13 protein-coding genes are annotated in these 16,044 nt (G+C 55.9%); all 13 read left to right on the top strand.

Annotated features, from left to right (window positions below; translation table 11 throughout):
- Positions 1 to 50: 50 nt before the first annotated feature.
- Complete coding sequence (gene leuC, locus R3F50_16225) at positions 51 to 1,475, top strand: 3-isopropylmalate dehydratase large subunit (GenBank protein ID MEZ5491842.1); 1,425 nt, start codon at positions 51 to 53, stop codon at positions 1,473 to 1,475.
- Between the two features lie 23 nt (positions 1,476 to 1,498).
- Complete coding sequence (gene leuD, locus R3F50_16230; protein MEZ5491843.1) at positions 1,499 to 2,158, top strand: 3-isopropylmalate dehydratase small subunit; 660 nt, start codon at positions 1,499 to 1,501, stop codon at positions 2,156 to 2,158.
- Between the two features lie 89 nt (positions 2,159 to 2,247).
- A complete protein-coding gene (locus R3F50_16235; protein MEZ5491844.1) occupies positions 2,248 to 3,267 on the top strand; it encodes an aspartate-semialdehyde dehydrogenase in 1,020 nt (339 codons plus the stop codon).
- Positions 3,268 to 3,569: 302 nt separating this feature from the next.
- Positions 3,570 to 6,869, top strand: a complete 3,300-nt coding sequence (locus tag R3F50_16240; GenBank protein ID MEZ5491845.1) for a FimV/HubP family polar landmark protein — start codon at positions 3,570 to 3,572, stop codon at positions 6,867 to 6,869.
- A gap of 83 nt (positions 6,870 to 6,952) precedes the next feature.
- A complete protein-coding gene (gene truA, locus R3F50_16245) occupies positions 6,953 to 7,783 on the top strand; it encodes a tRNA pseudouridine(38-40) synthase TruA (protein MEZ5491846.1) in 831 nt (276 codons plus the stop codon).
- Between the two features lie 55 nt (positions 7,784 to 7,838).
- Entirely contained in the window at positions 7,839 to 8,465 is a 627-nt protein-coding gene (locus tag R3F50_16250) for a phosphoribosylanthranilate isomerase (protein ID MEZ5491847.1), read from the top strand.
- 63 nt (positions 8,466 to 8,528) lie between these two features.
- Positions 8,529 to 9,743: a tryptophan synthase subunit beta gene (gene trpB, locus R3F50_16255; GenBank protein MEZ5491848.1), complete on the top strand. Its 1,215-nt coding sequence runs from the start codon at positions 8,529 to 8,531 to the stop codon at positions 9,741 to 9,743.
- Positions 9,744 to 9,749: 6 nt separating this feature from the next.
- Positions 9,750 to 10,571 (top strand): tryptophan synthase subunit alpha, encoded by an 822-nt coding sequence (gene trpA, locus R3F50_16260; GenBank protein MEZ5491849.1) that lies wholly within the window; start codon positions 9,750 to 9,752, stop codon positions 10,569 to 10,571.
- Positions 10,572 to 10,606: 35 nt separating this feature from the next.
- Positions 10,607 to 11,725 (top strand): acetyl-CoA carboxylase, carboxyltransferase subunit beta, encoded by a 1,119-nt coding sequence (accD, locus tag R3F50_16265; protein ID MEZ5491850.1) that lies wholly within the window; start codon positions 10,607 to 10,609, stop codon positions 11,723 to 11,725.
- Between the two features lie 134 nt (positions 11,726 to 11,859).
- Positions 11,860 to 13,140, top strand: coding sequence for a bifunctional tetrahydrofolate synthase/dihydrofolate synthase (gene folC, locus R3F50_16270; protein MEZ5491851.1), 1,281 nt, complete (start codon positions 11,860 to 11,862; stop codon positions 13,138 to 13,140).
- A 90-nt stretch (positions 13,141 to 13,230) separates the two neighbouring features.
- Positions 13,231 to 13,857 carry an SPOR domain-containing protein gene (locus tag R3F50_16275; protein ID MEZ5491852.1) on the top strand — a complete coding sequence of 209 codons (627 nt, stop codon included), beginning with the start codon at positions 13,231 to 13,233 and terminating at the stop codon, positions 13,855 to 13,857.
- 54 nt (positions 13,858 to 13,911) lie between these two features.
- On the top strand, positions 13,912 to 14,445 hold the full coding sequence (locus R3F50_16280; protein ID MEZ5491853.1) for a CvpA family protein: 534 nt from the start codon (positions 13,912 to 13,914) through the stop codon (positions 14,443 to 14,445).
- 31 nt (positions 14,446 to 14,476) lie between these two features.
- Positions 14,477 to 15,997, top strand: a complete 1,521-nt coding sequence (purF, locus tag R3F50_16285) for an amidophosphoribosyltransferase (GenBank protein MEZ5491854.1) — start codon at positions 14,477 to 14,479, stop codon at positions 15,995 to 15,997.
- The last annotated feature ends 47 nt before the right edge of the window (positions 15,998 to 16,044 follow it).

The raw sequence follows: 16,044 nt of genomic DNA on the forward strand, positions 1-16,044 counted from the left end.
TTCACGCCAGCAGTTCACTGATTCGCTCAAAGCACGAAGGAAATAAAGACATGGCAGGAAAGACCTTATACGACAAAATCTGGGACGCACACCTGGTAACGCAGCGTGATGATGGCACGGCGCTGATCTATATCGACCGGCAGCTTATCCATGAAGTAACCTCACCACAGGCCTTTGAAGGCCTGCGCCTGGCAGGTCGTAAGCCCTGGCGTGCTGATGCCAACCTGGCCACCCCGGACCACAATATTCCCACCACTCGGGAGGAGCGTAGCCAGGGTCTTGAGGGGATCAAGGACCCGATTTCCCGCATTCAGGTGGCAACCCTGGACGAAAACTGCAGGGAATTCGGCATCCTGGAACTGGGCATGAACGACGCACGTCAGGGCATCGTCCATGTAGTCGGACCGGAGCAGGGGGCCACATTGCCGGGCATGACGATCGTCTGCGGTGATTCTCACACCTCTACCCACGGTGCCCTCGGCGCCCTGGCGCATGGTATCGGCACCTCCGAAGTGGAGCATGTGCTGGCAACCCAGTGCCTGCTGCAGAAGAAAATGAAGAACATGCTGGTTCGCGTCAATGGTCAGCTGAGCCCGGGTGTGACAGCCAAAGACATCGTGCTGGCCATCATCGGTAAAATCGGCACAGCAGGGGGAACCGGCTATACCATCGAATTCGGCGGCGAGGCTATTCGTTCATTGTCGGTTGAAGGGCGTATGACCGTTTGCAACATGGCGATAGAAGCCGGTGCCCGGGCCGGGCTGGTGGCCGTCGACGAGATTACCTTCGAGTATCTCAAAGGCCGCCCTTTCGCACCAAAGGGGGAGCTGTGGGACCGGGCTGTCGAGGCCTGGAGAGATCTTGTCAGCGATCCTGATGCGCGGTTCGATCAGGTCGTCGAACTGGAGGCCAGCGGAATTGAGCCGCAGGTAACCTGGGGGACTTCTCCCGAAATGGTTGCGCCGATCAGCGGTCAGATTCCGGATCCCGCACATGAAAGTGATCCCAGTAAACGGGGCAACATGGAGCAGGCACTTCACTACATGGGTTTAAAACCTGGCACGGCGATCCGTGATATTCAACTGGACTATATTTTCATCGGGTCCTGCACTAATTCACGAATTGAAGATCTGCGGGAAGCCGCCCAGGTGGTGAAAGGCAAGAAAGTGGCTGACTCCATTGAGCTGGCCATGGTGGTTCCTGGCTCAGGGCTGGTTAAAAAGCAGGCGGAAGCAGAGGGGCTCGACCGGGTGTTTACGGAAGCCGGCCTGGAGTGGCGGGAGCCGGGTTGTTCGATGTGCCTGGCCATGAATGCTGATCAGTTGCCGGCAGGCAAACATTGCGCCTCCACATCCAACCGTAATTTCGAGGGACGTCAAGGGTTTGGAGGGCGCACGCACTTGGTCAGCCCCGCCATGGCAGCGGCTGCTGCGGTAGCGGGCCACTTTGTTGATATTCGCCAGGCCAGCAACTAATTATCAGACAGGAAAGTTAACCGATGAGAAAATTCAGTACAGAAGAAGGCATAGTTATTCCTTTGGACCGCGCTAATGTAGATACCGACTTCATTATTCCAAAGCAGTTTCTGAAATCCATCAAGCGCAGCGGGTTCGGCCCCAATCTGTTCGACGAGCACCGCTATCTGGACAAAGGACAACCGGACGCCGATAACAGCAAGCGCCCCTTAAACCCTGATTTTGTCCTGAATCAGCCCCGTTACCAGAATGGTACCGTGCTGCTGGCCCGGGAAAATTTCGGTTGCGGCTCCTCGCGGGAACACGCCCCGTGGGCCCTGGATGATTATGGCATCCGGGTCATAATTGCACCGAGCTTTGCGGATATATTCTTCAATAACTGCTTTAAAAATGGTCTATTAGCGATTGTTTTAGAGAAAGAAATAGTTTCAAGGTTATTTAATGAGGTGGCACAGACCGAAGGTTATTCGCTGAAGGTGGATCTGGCCGGACAAACGATTACCACCCCGACGGGGGAGGTCATCACTTTTGAGGTGGACGAATACAAGAAACACTGTCTGCTCAATGGGCTGGACGAAATAGGCGTGACGCTTCAGGACGCAGAGGCAATCAAGGCGTTTGAAGACCAGTGGCGTACTCGTTCGCCCTGGTATTTTGTGCAATCAGGTCAGTCTCAGGCTTAGCTCCAGGGAGGGGCCAGGCTGTGGGCAGGAATTTTACCGTGCCTGGTCCCGGGGCGGGGCGTAAACAGATTAATTAGAGAGAATAAGCGATGAAGAAGTATAACGTAGCGGTGGCGGGTGCCACTGGCGCGGTAGGCGAGGCGATGCTGAGCATCCTTGAGCAGCGTGATTTTCCGGTGGATCAACTGTATCTGCTGGCCAGCGAACGCTCGGCGGGTTCGAGAATCATGTTCAAAGGCCGCCAGGTCATGGTTCAGAATCTGGCCGACTTTGATTTCACCCAGGCCCAGATTGGCCTGTTTTCGGCCGGTGGCAGCGTGTCGGCGGAGTTTGCCCCGATAGCAGGCGCGGCTGGCTGCGTCGTCATAGACAACACCTCGCATTTTCGCTACGACGACGATATCCCTCTGGTGGTGCCGGAAGTCAACCCGGAGCAGATTGCGGCCTACACGAACCGCAATATCATCGCTAATCCGAATTGTTCGACCATCCAGATGTTGTTGGCCCTGAAGCCCATCCATGACGCGGCCCGGATCAAACGCATTTCCGTGGCGACCTACCAGGCTGTGTCAGGAACCGGAAAGGCGGCGATCGAGGAGCTGGCCAAGCAAACTGCGGATCTGCTTAATGGTCGCCAGGCCACCTGTGAAGTCTATCCAAAGCAGATCGCCTTCAATGCACTGCCGCATATCGATACTTTTCTGGATAATGGTTACACCAAAGAAGAAATGAAGATGTGCTGGGAGACCCGCAAGATCTTTGGCGACGACTCCATCCAGGTAAGCGCCACCTGCGTCCGGATTCCCGTTTTCTACGGGCACTCGGAAGCCGTGCAGATAGAGACTGAAAAGCCCCTATCGGATAAAGAAGCCCGGCGGCTTTTGAAAGCCATGCCGGGTGTGGTGGTGATAGATGAGCGGAAGGACGGCGGTTACCCCACGGCTGTTACCGATTCTGTGGGCCAGGACGCAGTTTTCGTAGGTCGGATACGTCAGGATATCTCCATGGAAAACGGCCTGAACCTGTGGGTCGTCTCCGACAACGTGCGCAAAGGTGCGGCGCTGAATTCCGTTCAGATCGCCGAGCTATTGATAAAAGACTATTTATAATGAATACTTGCATGCGGTAGTGGAGAGCTCGTCTAAGAATAAATTTGACGAAATCCGGGCAACTGCAGGCAAATTTCCTTAAACTTATCCCTAGGGTGCTGAAAATCACGCCCTGAGTCAAGGAAAGTGGCTTAATGCTGATTTGAGAATTTGAATCCAAGTTGCTGTTTTTCGAGGGATAAAAATATCAAATTACGAGTTGTTCGGCTTGCCAGGTGATTCGCGGCAAGCTGGATCGGCGAGACCGCATCACTGGCATTGACTCGGGAATCAGGGAAATTATCGTTTGTAGGAAAGACTTTATGATGCGCAAAGCTTCTGCCGTTCTCACCGCTATCTGTTGTCTTGCAGTCAGTCAGGTGTATGCCCTGGGTCTGGGCACGTTGTCCCTCGAATCTTCGCTTAACCAGCCGCTCAGGGCGCGCATTGAAGTGGTTGATCTGGGGGGAGTGAGCCCGGCGGAGATAACCGTGCAGATGGCTGCCCAGCAGGACTTCGAACGGTTTGATCTGGAGCGGAGCAATTTCCTGTCCGGCGTCAATTTCGAAATCGAGCGCACGGCGGATGGCGTGTTCGTGGTACTCACCAGCAGCCAGGCCGTCAGAGAGCCATTTCTCAGCTTCATCCTGGACACCCGCTGGCCCAGCGGCCGAATCCTCAGCGAACACACGGTACTGCTGGACCTGCCGGTATTCAGTGACGGGCAGTCAGTCGCGCAACCGATCAATCAGCCAGTCAGCCCGGTCGTGGAACCCCAGCAGGGGGTGGTACAGCGAGAGTCAGCGGCCAGTCGCCAGGTTGAACAGATTGCCGACAGCAGCAGTCCAACGGCAACGCGGATTGAAGAAGCCGCCCCGGAACCTCAGCGCGACACCGCTGCGCCAGCGCCTCGAAACGAACAAGTTATTTCTGAAACCCCGTCGCGCCCTGAGAGTCTGGAGATTCAGTCTTCCGACACGCTGTGGGAAATTGCCATGCGGGTTCGTCCGGGCGAGACGGTCTCTATTCAGCAGACCATGTTGGCTATCCAGCGGATGAATCCAGATGCCTTCGTGGACGGTAATATCAATCGTCTGCAGGCGGGGGCGACACTGCAGATTCCCGATCTCAGTGAGATCCGCAGCATTAATCAGCAGCAGGCGGTTTCCGAAGTATCCCGCCAGAATCAGCAGGCGGACCTCAATGCGCAGCCACTCACTGCGCCAGGTACAGGGCCCAGTTCGCTCACCAGTGCGGACCGGCAGGGGCAACTCAGGGTATTAACCGCTGAAGACGCCGAGCCGTCCGCCAGCGGCGGCAGCGCGGCATTGGAGGCAGAGAACAGTCAACTGGATGCCAGAATTGCGGCGTTGGAGAATCAGCTTGCCTTGCAGGAAGAAGAAGCTGACCGCGTTGGCGTTCAGCGGGCGGAACTGCTTTCACGCCTCAATGACCTGGATGAACAGATCGCTTCGGCAATGGCAATAATCAGGCTGCAGGATCAGCAACTGGCGCAATTACAACAATCACTGGTCGAGGCTGCTGCCCAGGCTTCAGCTCAGCCTCAGAGTGAGCCGCAGGAACAACCCCCTGCGACAGCCTCTGCACAACCTCTTCAGACCACGCCTCCAAGCTTTCGGGACAGCGTGGTCCGGGTACTTTCCAGCAGCAGTACAGTATTGGTCGTGGTTGTGCTCCTGGTGGTTCTGTTGACAGTCATGTTGCTGATGCGGAGAAACCGGGCTGCTGCAGCAGAAGGGCTGGAAGAGGGTCTTGCGGATGATCTGGGGCCTGAGAAGGACGATACCGTCCTGTTACGTAACGCAGTGCCGGGTTCCGGGATTGATGATGAGTTGGGCGCTGAGAAGCACGAGTTGCCCCAGGCTGCGGCCCTGGCGGGGGCTGGACTGGCCGGCGCAGCAATGAGTGGGTACGGCGATGCTGACAAATCGGAACAGGAATACGACGAGGAATTTGGGGGCTTCGACGAAATTGACGAGGTCAGCGAAGAAACGCTTGGGGATGTCTGGGACGATGACGAGCCGGACGACTCCGTAGACGAACTCACCTATTCAGGGGCAGACTCAACTGCCGCAGGGCAGGATTCAGAAGCAGAATTACCGCTTAACGGGCTGGAGGAATCAACGTCAGAACTGGATGACGACGAAGTCATCGATTTTGAATTGGATCACGACGCAGAGCAGGCGGGAGCAGTGGAAGAAGATGTCGACGTCATGGACTTTGATATCGATGATTTTCTGGACGAGGAGGATGATCAGCCTGGTGATGGCGGGGCGACTCCGGCCGCTGTGGACAGCAACGAAGCAGAAAGCGCTGACAGCGATGCCGGTATCGATTTTGAACTGGATACTGAAATAGGCGATGTTGGCGAGAGTGACAGCGGCGAGACTGACCATGGTGGTGGAATCGATTTCACTACCGATGCGGGCAGAGACGAAGGGCTGGCCGAAGCTGAGGTGGACAACGATGGTGCTGAGGAAGTCAGGACTCCTCTCGACGACGGTTCAGAAGATGATGAGTTGGAGACACTCGACTTTGACCTGAGCAGTGAGGGCATCGATGCGTTCGACCAGCCAGACAATGAGGCAGAGATTTCCGATTTAGCAACGAAAACGGAAACGGAAGTAGAGTCGCTGAACTTTTCTCTGAGTGACGCGCCTGAAGAAGGTGATTCAGATTCCGAGGAACTGTATGAACTGGACTCCGCCACGGCAGATCCTGAATCGGAGCAGCGCAGCGTCGACTTTGCATTGACCGAAGAGGACGCTGTAGATGTTGGAGAAGAGGGAGAGGACGGGGAAGTCGATGCGATTGACTTTGAGCTGGATGACAGTGGGTCTGACTCAACCAGTGACATCGAGCTGGATCTTGATAGCGAACATGAGGCAGCGCCTTCCGTAGCGGATATAGAACTGGATCTTGATCACCAGGAGGAAACTGCCCGCGAAGATATTGAGGTGGACCTGGATTATGAAGAGGAGCAGACCCGGCAGGACTTCGATATAGAATTTGAAGATCCGTCGGAGGCAGACCAGAACAGTGAGGCAGCCTCCGGGTCCGCACCGGAATCAGAGGCTCGTGAAGAAGTGCTTGTTGATCTGGCCAGTGAGGAAGCTGACTTGTCCGAGTCAGATGAGCAACTGGAAGACCAGACTACAACAGTCGAGTATGCAGCGGAAAACGACTCCGAGATTACGCTCGAAGCCGCTTCGCAGAATGAAGCCACGGGAATTGATCTATCCTCAGAGGCTGCGGCCAATGATCAGGGTCAGCCGGGCGCCAATGAGGATTCCCGGTCCGCCGATGCCGTCGTGGCGGACAACAGGCAGGACGAAGAAGCTGCCACCCCCGAAGCGGCTGTTGAGCTTGGGGATCTGGATTTCTTCTCCGCGGATAAAGAGTCAGCCCTTGAGGGTGCTGAAGACGATCTCGAGTTTCTGTCTGATGACGACGAGGCTGCTACCAAGCTTGATCTCGCCTACGCCTACCAGAAGATGGGTGATGTGGACGGTGCCAAGGAAATTCTCGAAGAGGTCATCAGTGAAGGCAATGACTCGCAGATCAGCGAGGCCCGGAATCTGATGCAGGCCCTGCAGAAATAGTGGCCTGCATCCCTTGCCAGGTGGTTCTCGCCAGCACTTGATCACACAGCGTAATTCTCCAGTCTCACCAGGGTTTCGTCAGGATGGATGGCCAGCCTGAACAGGAGCGGCAGCTCCACCGAATTGCTCTGGAACTGGAGTATGACGGATCCTCCTTTTCCGGCTGGCAGCGGCAATTGTCCCCGGAACTTCCTACCGTACAGGCAACGCTTGAAAAAGCACTGTCCAGGATAGCGGATTCACCAATCACCGTGCATTGTGCCGGCAGAACAGACCGTGGCGTACACGCTACCGGCCAGGTGGTGCACTTCGATACCCCGGTGGACAGGGGCAGAAGAGCCTGGCAAAAAGGCGTCAACAGCATGCTGCCGGAAACTGTGAGAGTACGGTGGGCGCAACCGGTTCCTCTGTCATTCCACGCTCGCTTTTCCGCGACAGCACGCCGCTATCTCTATCTCATCTACGAAGCTGATTTTCACGCCACTCATCTGGCCGGTAAAGCGACGAGAATTGCCTTCACGCCAGATGTGGAAGCCATGCAGCAGGCTGGCCAGCACTTGCTTGGTGAGCACGACTTCAGTGCCTTTCGCGCCGCGGGTTGCCAGTCCCGGACACCACAGCGCTGCATAAACTGGCTCAATGTCAGGCATAGCAACCGGTTCATCGTGGTGGATATTCAGGCCAATGCATTTCTGCAGCACATGGTGAGAAACATTGTGGGGATGTTGCTGGAAGTGGGCAAAGGGGCGCGTCCGGCACCCTGGAGCCTGGAGTTATTGAAGGGGAGGGATCGCAGGTTAGCGGCCAAGACTGCACCGGCCGACGGGTTGTATCTGGTCAGGGCGGACTATCCCGCTCAGTTCAATCTGCCCGACAGCGGCCTCGGTCCAGTCTTTTTGCAGCCATATCCATAGGCTGCGCCAGCTTATTTTGTTAGAATTCCGCGCTTTTAGCGGACACTGTAACAGTTTGCCTCGACATCGAATCAAAATCTGCGGCATCACCCGCGCCGAAGATGCCAGGCTGGCTGCAGACCTTGGTGCGGATGCGCTTGGGCTTGTCTTTCATCCTTCCAGCCCCCGCGCGGTAAATCCAGGCTCCATTGCGGGCATTGTCAGCAGTCTGCCGGCCTTTGTAACCGTGGTAGGACTGTTTGTGGATCCGGCTGAGGCTGATGTGAGAGCTGTGCTGGAGTCCGGGCGTATCCAGTGTCTGCAATTTCATGGCAGTGAATCGGAATCCTTTTGTGGGTCTTTCGGCGTACCCTATATCAAGGCTGTCCGGGTTAAGGATCTCGCAAGTGCCCGCCAACAGCTGATTCCGTTTCATGGAAAGTGCAGTGTTATTCTCGACGCGTTTGTAGCTGGCGCAGCAGGAGGAACAGGTCACACATTTGACTGGTCCGTTGCGCGTCAGCTGGTAACCGATGGACATAATCCGATCGTGCTTGCCGGTGGCCTTTCGCCCGCCAATGTAAGCGAGGCTATTGCTGAGGTGGCGCCTTATGGGGTTGACGTCAGCAGTGGTGTTGAGCGACGGCCGGGTGTGAAAGACGCGGAAAAACTCAGGCACTTTTTTGACGCCGTTTACAGTTAGAATCAGGTAGAATCTTCCCACCTGGAAAGGACTAATATCGTGTTAAGTAAAGACGCAGTATCGATGGAGACTTCAGACAGTGACCAATTGGATGGTCCTGACAATCTGGGTCATTTCGGCCCCTACGGAGGCATGTTCGTTGGCGAAACGCTGGTTGCCGCAGTAGAAGAGCTGGCAGAAGTTTATAACGAGCTGTCTGCAGACCCGAAGTTCTGGGAGGAATTTCATCACGATCTCAAATACTACGTAGGCAGGCCTACACCGCTGTATCTGGCGGAGCGCTTGACCGCTGCAGCCGGTGGTGCCGAGATCTACCTCAAGCGCGAAGACCTCAATCACACCGGCGCGCACAAAGTGAACAACACCATAGGCCAGGCGCTGTTGGCCAAGCACATGGGCAAGAAGCGGCTGATTGCCGAAACAGGAGCGGGTCAGCACGGCGTGGCCAGTGCTACCGTGGCAGCGCGAATGGGGCTTGAGTGCCATGTCTACATGGGGGCCGAGGACATCAAGCGGCAGGCGCCCAATGTGTTTCGCATGAAGCTGCTCGGTGCCAAAGTTATTTCTGTGACATCTGGCACCAGAACCCTGAAGGATGCGATGAACGAGGCCCTGCGGGACTGGGCCACAAACGTGGACACCACTTATTACATGATCGGTACCGCGGCGGGCCCTCATCCCTATCCGAGGCTGGTGAGGGATTTTCAGAGCGTTATCGGCACTGAAGCCCGGGAGCAGTGCCTGGAGCAGTTCGGCTGCCTGCCGGATGCGCTGGTGGCCTGCGTCGGTGGGGGTTCCAATGCTATCGGCATGTTTCACCCCTTCCTGCATGACACGGAAGTTGCGATGTACGGTGTTGAAGCAGGTGGGCTGGGTCTGGAGACGGGTAAACATGCGGCGCCATTGAGCGACGGGCGGCCTGGTGTTCTGCACGGCAACCGCACGTACCTTATGACTGACAGTGGTGGTCAGATCAGGGAAACACATTCAGTCTCTGCCGGGCTGGACTACCCCGGTGTGGGTCCCGAACACGCCTGGCTGAAGGATATCAAACGGGTCAGGTATGTGAATGCGACAGACGAGGAGACCTTGCGGGCTTTCCATGAACTGACGCGTCTCGAGGGAATTATTCCGGCGCTCGAATCCAGCCACGCGATCGCCTATGCCATGAAACTGGCCAGGGACCTGGGTGCGGGGCGAAGGGTGGTAGTCAATCTGTCCGGTCGTGGCGACAAGGACATTCAAACTGTCGCCACCATCGAAGGTATAGAGCTGTAACCGACTATGAGCAGAATCACTGAGGTTATGAGCGCGAAACGGGATGCAGGCCAGAAGGTAGTGATACCCTATCTGGTGGCGGGTGACCCGGATATTGAGTTGTCACTGCGGCTTATGCATGCTCTGGTTGCTGCCGGGGCCGATATCATCGAGCTGGGTGTCCCTTTCAGCGACCCGTCGTCCGACGGCGAGGTCATTCAAAAAGGTGTTGAACGTTCCCTTGCCCGCGGTACCACACTGAATCAGGTGCTGGAGCTGGTGGCGCGGTTTCGGAAGCAGAATAGCGAGACGCCCGTGGTTTTAATGGGATACCTGAATCCTATAGAAATAATGGGCTACGAGACCTTTGTTGACGGTGCCAGCGAGGCTGGCGTAGACGGTGTGCTGGTAGTCGACATGCCGCCTACCGAGTCCGCGGTACTGGCGGGCCTGCTCAGTGCGGCAGAAATGGATCTTATTTTTCTGGTGGCGCCTACTACCAGTGAAACGCGCGCCCGACTTATAGCCAGCCAGTGTACCGGCTATCTCTATTATGTGTCGCTCAAGGGAGTGACAGGCGCCGCGATCAGCGATACCGACTCCATAGCGAAGAATATCGCGCTGTTAAAAACCTTTACCGACGTGCCGGTAGTGATCGGATTCGGGATCAAGGACGAAGCCAGCGCGGCTGCGATGGCAGCCCTGGCCGATGGGGTGGTGATCGGCAGTGCACTGGTAGCGAAGATTGGTAAACTGCCGGCTGAAACCAGTCTGGCAGATGAACAGATCAAGTCCAGCGTAGAGCTGATTGATGCTGTCCGGGCGCGACTGGATGCGGCCAGTCTGTGACTTTCAGAGGATTTGCAAATGAGGGTTTCTGACCGATGAGTTGGATCAACAAGATATTACCGTCAATCTCGACGTCTTCCATCGGTAGCAAGAGCAAGTCGTCAGTTCCCGAAGGTCTGTGGAAGAAATGCCCGCGCTGTGATCAGACTCTGTATCGCGGCGACCTTGAACGAAACCTGGAAGTCTGCCCGAAATGCGATCACCACTTGCGCATTACGGCGCGACGACGCATTGAGTTGTTTCTGGATAAAGAGGGCCAGGAAGAATTGTTCACCGACATCGAGCCCGTCGATATTCTGAAGTTTAAAGACCTCAAGAAATACAAGGATCGTATCTCCGCCGCTCAGAAAGCAACAGGCGAGAAGGATGCGCTGATAGTCGTTAAAGGCACTGTCGAAGGCACCGAACTGGTAGCGGTTGCTTTTGAGTTTGGTTTTATAGGGGGCTCCATGGGTGCGGTGGTGGGTGAAAAATTCACTCAGGCCGTCAACGCCTGTATTGAAAACAAATCACCCCTGGTGTGTTTCTCCACCAGCGGCGGAGCCCGTATGCAGGAAGCGCTGATTTCCCTCATGCAGATGGCAAAAACCGCTGCTGCACTGGCTAAGCTGCGCGAGCACCGATTGCCTTTTATCTCGGTCCTGGTGGACCCGGTCTACGGGGGTGTATCAGCCAGCCTCGCCATGATGGGTGATATCAACATCGCCGAGCCTAACGCGCTGGTTGGCTTCACCGGCCCGGACGTGATTCGTCAGACCGTAAGGGTAAAACTGCCGGAAGGGTTCCAGCGCAGCGAGTTCCTGCTTGAGCATGGCGCCATTGACATGATTGTGCCTCGCAAGAAGCTGCGTAAACGTATTGTGTCGTTGTTGCGGAAATTAATGCATGATCGGCTGGGTGCTTCCGCACCCGAACCGTTGCAGGAACCAGAGTTGGATTTAGAGGATGAAACCGGTGCCGAACCTGAAGCAGGCGCAGCCACCCAGGAAGGCCTGGAATCTGAACTGACTCACGAAGCCGGGACGACGGAGGAGAGTTCCGGCCTTCCCGACGGAGAAGAGTCTGTCGACTCCGAGGACGATCAACAGGACCCTGAGCAACAGACTCCTCGCTCTGACAGAGACGGCAGCGAGGACAAACCTTCCAACAGATAGTAAGAATCCCCGTCGCGCTGCCCGTTCGCATCGGACTGGCATGATTGAATCAATGACGTTCCCGGAAAATGAGTTCTGCAGTCTGAACTCGTGGTTTCCCAGCGGTGTGCTGGTTGAATGAGAGGTGTGCGGCCATGAAGGATCTGCAGGCCTGGCTGGACTATATCGAAGCATTGCATGCCCGAGAGATCGATCTCGGGCTGGACCGGGTGCGCGCTGTTGCCAGACATCTCATGCCGGATCGTCCCAGCGCGCGGGTGATCACAGTAGCGGGCACCAATGGCAAAGGATCCTGTGTTGCCACGCTGGAAGGTCTGTTGCTGGCCCAGGGGCTCAAGGTTGGCGTCTATACATCGCCGCACCTGCAGCGCTACAACGAACGTATAAGGATCTGCGGCCAGGAAGTCAGTGACAGTTCTCTGTGTGAAGCCTTCAGCCTTATTGAGGCTGCCCGGGGCGACATCTCCTTGACCTACTTTGAATTTGGCACTCTGGCGGCATTGCTGTTATTCCAGCAGGCCGAACTGGATGTGCTGGTCCTGGAGGTCGGGTTGGGTGGGCGCCTGGACGCAGTCAACATCGTCGATTGCGACGTCGCCGTGATCACCAGTATTGATCTTGATCACACGGACTGGCTGGGCGAAACCCGGGAGGAGATCGGCCGGGAGAAAGCAGGCATTCTTCGATCCGGAAAACCGCTGGTGTGTGCCGACCGGCAACCACCGGCAAGTGTGCTGGAGGTGGCAGGTGCGGTGAGCTCGCCAGTCTACCTCGCGGGCCGGGAATTTGATCAGAGAATCAGCGACACGGGAGCCTGGTCCTGGCAGGGTAGCAATCAGCGGGATTGTCAGTTGAATCTGGATACGCTCAGGGTACCGGCGCTGCATCCGGATGTGGTAGCGGCCGCCATGCAGGCGCTGTTGCTGCTCGGATTGCTGCCCGAAGCGGCAGTTGTCGATCGTGTCCTGGCGGAGTTGAGACTGGCGGGCAGGTACGAGCAGTTCAGGGATGCCTCGGGCTCCTGTGAGGTCGTGCTTGATGTAGCGCACAATCCGGCCGCGGCAAAATTACTGAAAAACAGACTGGCCGCCGCCAAAGCAAACAGCCCCGTTGCCCGGCAGGTGCTACTGGTATTGGCAATAATGGCCGACAAGGATGTCGAAGGATTTGTGCAGGCCTTAGATTCAGTCGTGGACATCTGGTATATTGCGCAGGTAAATCAGCCTCGCTGCCTGGCTGCACAGAAACTTGCCGAGCGGATGGAGCCAATTATCAGCTCACAGCCCGTCACCGTGTGTCAGGATGTCGTATCCGCCTATCAACAGGCCTGCGAGCATGCCGGTCCCGATGACCTGGTCGTTGTGACCGGGTCTTTTTTAACAGTGGCTGCAATCAGGGCTTTCCTGAAGAGGTAGTTGTCTTGTTGACGTATTTACCGAGTTTAACAAAACGCGCCACGCTGAACCGGCAGACGCCATCGATGTCCTCGCGATGGCAGGGAAACAATGAATCACGGAACTAAACAGCGAATCGTCGGTACGGTAGTGCTGCTGATGCTGGCCCTGATCTTCCTGCCGTTCATACTGGATGGTGACGGCGATTACCAGCCTGCAATCACTGGCCGTATACCGGAGATGCCGGCAGTTGAAATCATGCGGGAGCCGGTCCCACAACGTCCGCAAATCGACGCTGACCGCTACCCTCGTACCCAGCCGCCCGCTATGACGGTCCTGACTGACCGGCCGGCTGTCACCGCACAGGATGAACCGGAACCCCGACAACTGGTGGAAAATAGCGTGGTGGAACCCCGACCGGAACCTGAACCTCAATCTGAACCTGAACCTGAACCTGAACCAGGGCCCATGCTGGACGAGATGTCTCTACCCGCAGGCTGGAGTGTCAGGCTGGGGGTCTTTTCCAATCCCCAGAATGCGGCCACCCTCGAATCACGACTGCTGAATGCCGGCTACAAAGCTTACCGACGGGAATTGTCGGGTGCTCAGGGATCGGTTACGGGAGTCTTTGTGGGGCCACAGGTGGAGCGTGAGGCCGCCAATCGCCTCAAAGTACAATTACAGGAAGAATTCCAATTGGCCGGCCTCGTGGTTCGCTTTGAAGTTGAGCCCTTATGACCGCGATAACCTGGCACAGCAGAGTGCCACGATGAGAAACAAGAGGGAGGTAGTGTGAACCAGGTAGCGGACTTCAACTGGATAGATATTGTGATTGCCGTGGTTGTTGCCCTTTCCTTCGTATTCGGGCTGTGGCGGGGGCTGGTTAAGGAAGTGCTCTCACTAGTGACCTGGATCGCAGCACTCATAGTGGCCAGGGTGTACAGTGACGATTTTGCACCTGCACTGGCCTCCACTTTCGACGGTGAGACGACCAGGCTGGTTGCCGCCTTTGTTCTGTTGTTTTTTGCCACGCTGATCGTTGGTGCGCTGGTAAACAACCTGATGGTGAAGCTGATCTCTTTCGTGGGACTGCAGCTGACGGATCGGCTTCTTGGTGGTGCTTTTGGTTTCGCCAGGGGTGGGCTGATAGTCATGCTGGGAATATTCGTTGCCGGGAATTTTTTTTCCGAGTCACTTGATTGGCAGCAGTCGAGGTTGATTCCCTATGGCAAGCAAGCTATAGAATGGTCGAGGATGTTTCTGGACGATATTTCCGAGGCTGATGCGTTGATCGAGACGTCGTCACCTGCAAGAGTAGTACAGTGATTTATCCATTAACCGAGGCGGGGTGGTTAACATGTGTGGTCTGGTAGGGGTAGTTTCAAATACAGATGTCGGAGTGTGTCTTTACGATACCCTCACGGTACTCCAGCACCGCGGTCAGGATGCCGCCGGAATCATGACCAGCGATAACGGCAGGCTTAACCTGCGCAAGGACAATGGCCTGGTTAAAGACGTATTCCGCACCCGCCATATGCGCCGATTGACTGGACAGATGGGTATTGGTCACGTGCGTTACCCTACAGCCGGCAGCTCCAGCCCGGCCCTGGCGCAGCCTTTTTATGTGAACTCCCCCTATGGCCTGGCACTGGCACACAACGGTAACCTCACTAATACGTCGGAACTGGTCAGGGAACTGTTCAATGACGATTTGCGGCATATCAATACGGATTCGGATTCAGAAGTGCTGCTGAATGTTTTTGCCCACGAACTGCAGCAGAGTGGAAAAGTAGAGCCCTCGCCAGAGGATATCTTTCGTGCCGTTACAGGCATGCACAAGCGTTGCCGTGGTGGCTACGCAGCCGTAGTTATGATCGCTGGTTATGGAATAGTCGGTTTTAGAGATCGCAACGGCATCAGGCCTCTGGTATTCGGCAGCCGCGAAGGGACGCGAGGGGTCGAATATATGATTGCTTCGGAAAGCGTAGCGTTGGATTCACAAGGGTTCGAGCTGGTGCGTGACGTGGCTCCGGGAGAGGCGGTCTACATTGATGTGGACGGTAATCTCTATTCCAAGGTTTGCACTACGCCAGGAAAATACACGCCCTGTATCTTCGAGCATGTCTACTTCGCCAGGCCTGATTCTCTAATGGACAGTATCTCGGTGTATAAGGCAAGGCTGCGAATGGGGGAAAAGCTGGCGGAAAAGGTGAAGCGCTTGCGGCCAGATCACGATATCGACGTGGTGATCCCGATCCCTGATACCAGCCGCACCGCCGCCCTGGAGTTGGCCAACCGACTGGGTATCAAATACCGGGAAGGCTTTGTGAAAAACCGGTATATCGGTCGTACCTTTATCATGCCCGGGCAAAGCCAGCGCAAGAAGTCGGTGCGGCAGAAGCTCAATGCCATCGAGCTGGAATTCAAAGGCAAGAACGTCCTGCTGGTTGATGATTCCATTGTACGGGGAACGACCTGCAAGCAGATTATCCAGATGGCCAGGGATGCGGGCGCCAATAAGGTTTATTTCGCATCGGCGGCACCGGCAATCCGCTATCCGAATGTTTACGGCATCGATATGCCGGCAGCCAGTGAGCTGATCGCCAATGGCAAGACTGATGAACAGGTCCAGCAGAAAATTGGTGCTGATTGGCTTATCTACCAGGATTTGAGTGACCTTATCGCGTCCGCTCAAGAGGGGAATCCCGCGATAACAGAATATGAATGTAGCGTTTTTGACGGCAAGTACGTCACTGGAGATGTGGACGAGATCTACCTCAGGCGGCTGGAGAACAGTCGTAGCGATCAGGCCAAGTCACACAAGAAAAACTCCGGTTTCAGCAAGGAAAACAATCTGATCGCGGACCTGCAGGAATAGGTGGCGAGCAATAGACAGGGAGTTGCAATGTTATCGGTAAACCCGGA

Source organism: Gammaproteobacteria bacterium (genome assembly GCA_041395725.1).
In the GTDB taxonomy this organism is placed as follows: domain Bacteria; phylum Pseudomonadota; class Gammaproteobacteria; order Pseudomonadales; family Pseudohongiellaceae; genus NORP240.

What these genes read in the sequence shown, in the direction of transcription:
- truA (MEZ5491846.1), top strand. Translation starts at nt 6,953, where the DNA reads ATGGATGGCCAGCCTGAACAGGAGCGGCAGCTCCACCGAATTGCTCTG.
- leuC (MEZ5491842.1), top strand. Translation starts at nt 51, where the DNA reads ATGGCAGGAAAGACCTTATACGACAAAATCTGGGACGCACACCTGGTA.
- trpB (MEZ5491848.1), top strand. Translation starts at nt 8,529, where the DNA reads ATGGAGACTTCAGACAGTGACCAATTGGATGGTCCTGACAATCTGGGT.
- trpA (MEZ5491849.1), top strand. Translation starts at nt 9,750, where the DNA reads ATGAGCAGAATCACTGAGGTTATGAGCGCGAAACGGGATGCAGGCCAG.
- R3F50_16275 (MEZ5491852.1), top strand. Translation starts at nt 13,231, where the DNA reads ATGAATCACGGAACTAAACAGCGAATCGTCGGTACGGTAGTGCTGCTG.
- folC (MEZ5491851.1), top strand. Translation starts at nt 11,860, where the DNA reads ATGAAGGATCTGCAGGCCTGGCTGGACTATATCGAAGCATTGCATGCC.
- leuD (MEZ5491843.1), top strand. Translation starts at nt 1,499, where the DNA reads ATGAGAAAATTCAGTACAGAAGAAGGCATAGTTATTCCTTTGGACCGC.
- R3F50_16240 (MEZ5491845.1), top strand. Translation starts at nt 3,570, where the DNA reads ATGATGCGCAAAGCTTCTGCCGTTCTCACCGCTATCTGTTGTCTTGCA.
- R3F50_16235 (MEZ5491844.1), top strand. Translation starts at nt 2,248, where the DNA reads ATGAAGAAGTATAACGTAGCGGTGGCGGGTGCCACTGGCGCGGTAGGC.
- accD (MEZ5491850.1), top strand. Translation starts at nt 10,607, where the DNA reads ATGAGTTGGATCAACAAGATATTACCGTCAATCTCGACGTCTTCCATC.
- purF (MEZ5491854.1), top strand. Translation starts at nt 14,477, where the DNA reads ATGTGTGGTCTGGTAGGGGTAGTTTCAAATACAGATGTCGGAGTGTGT.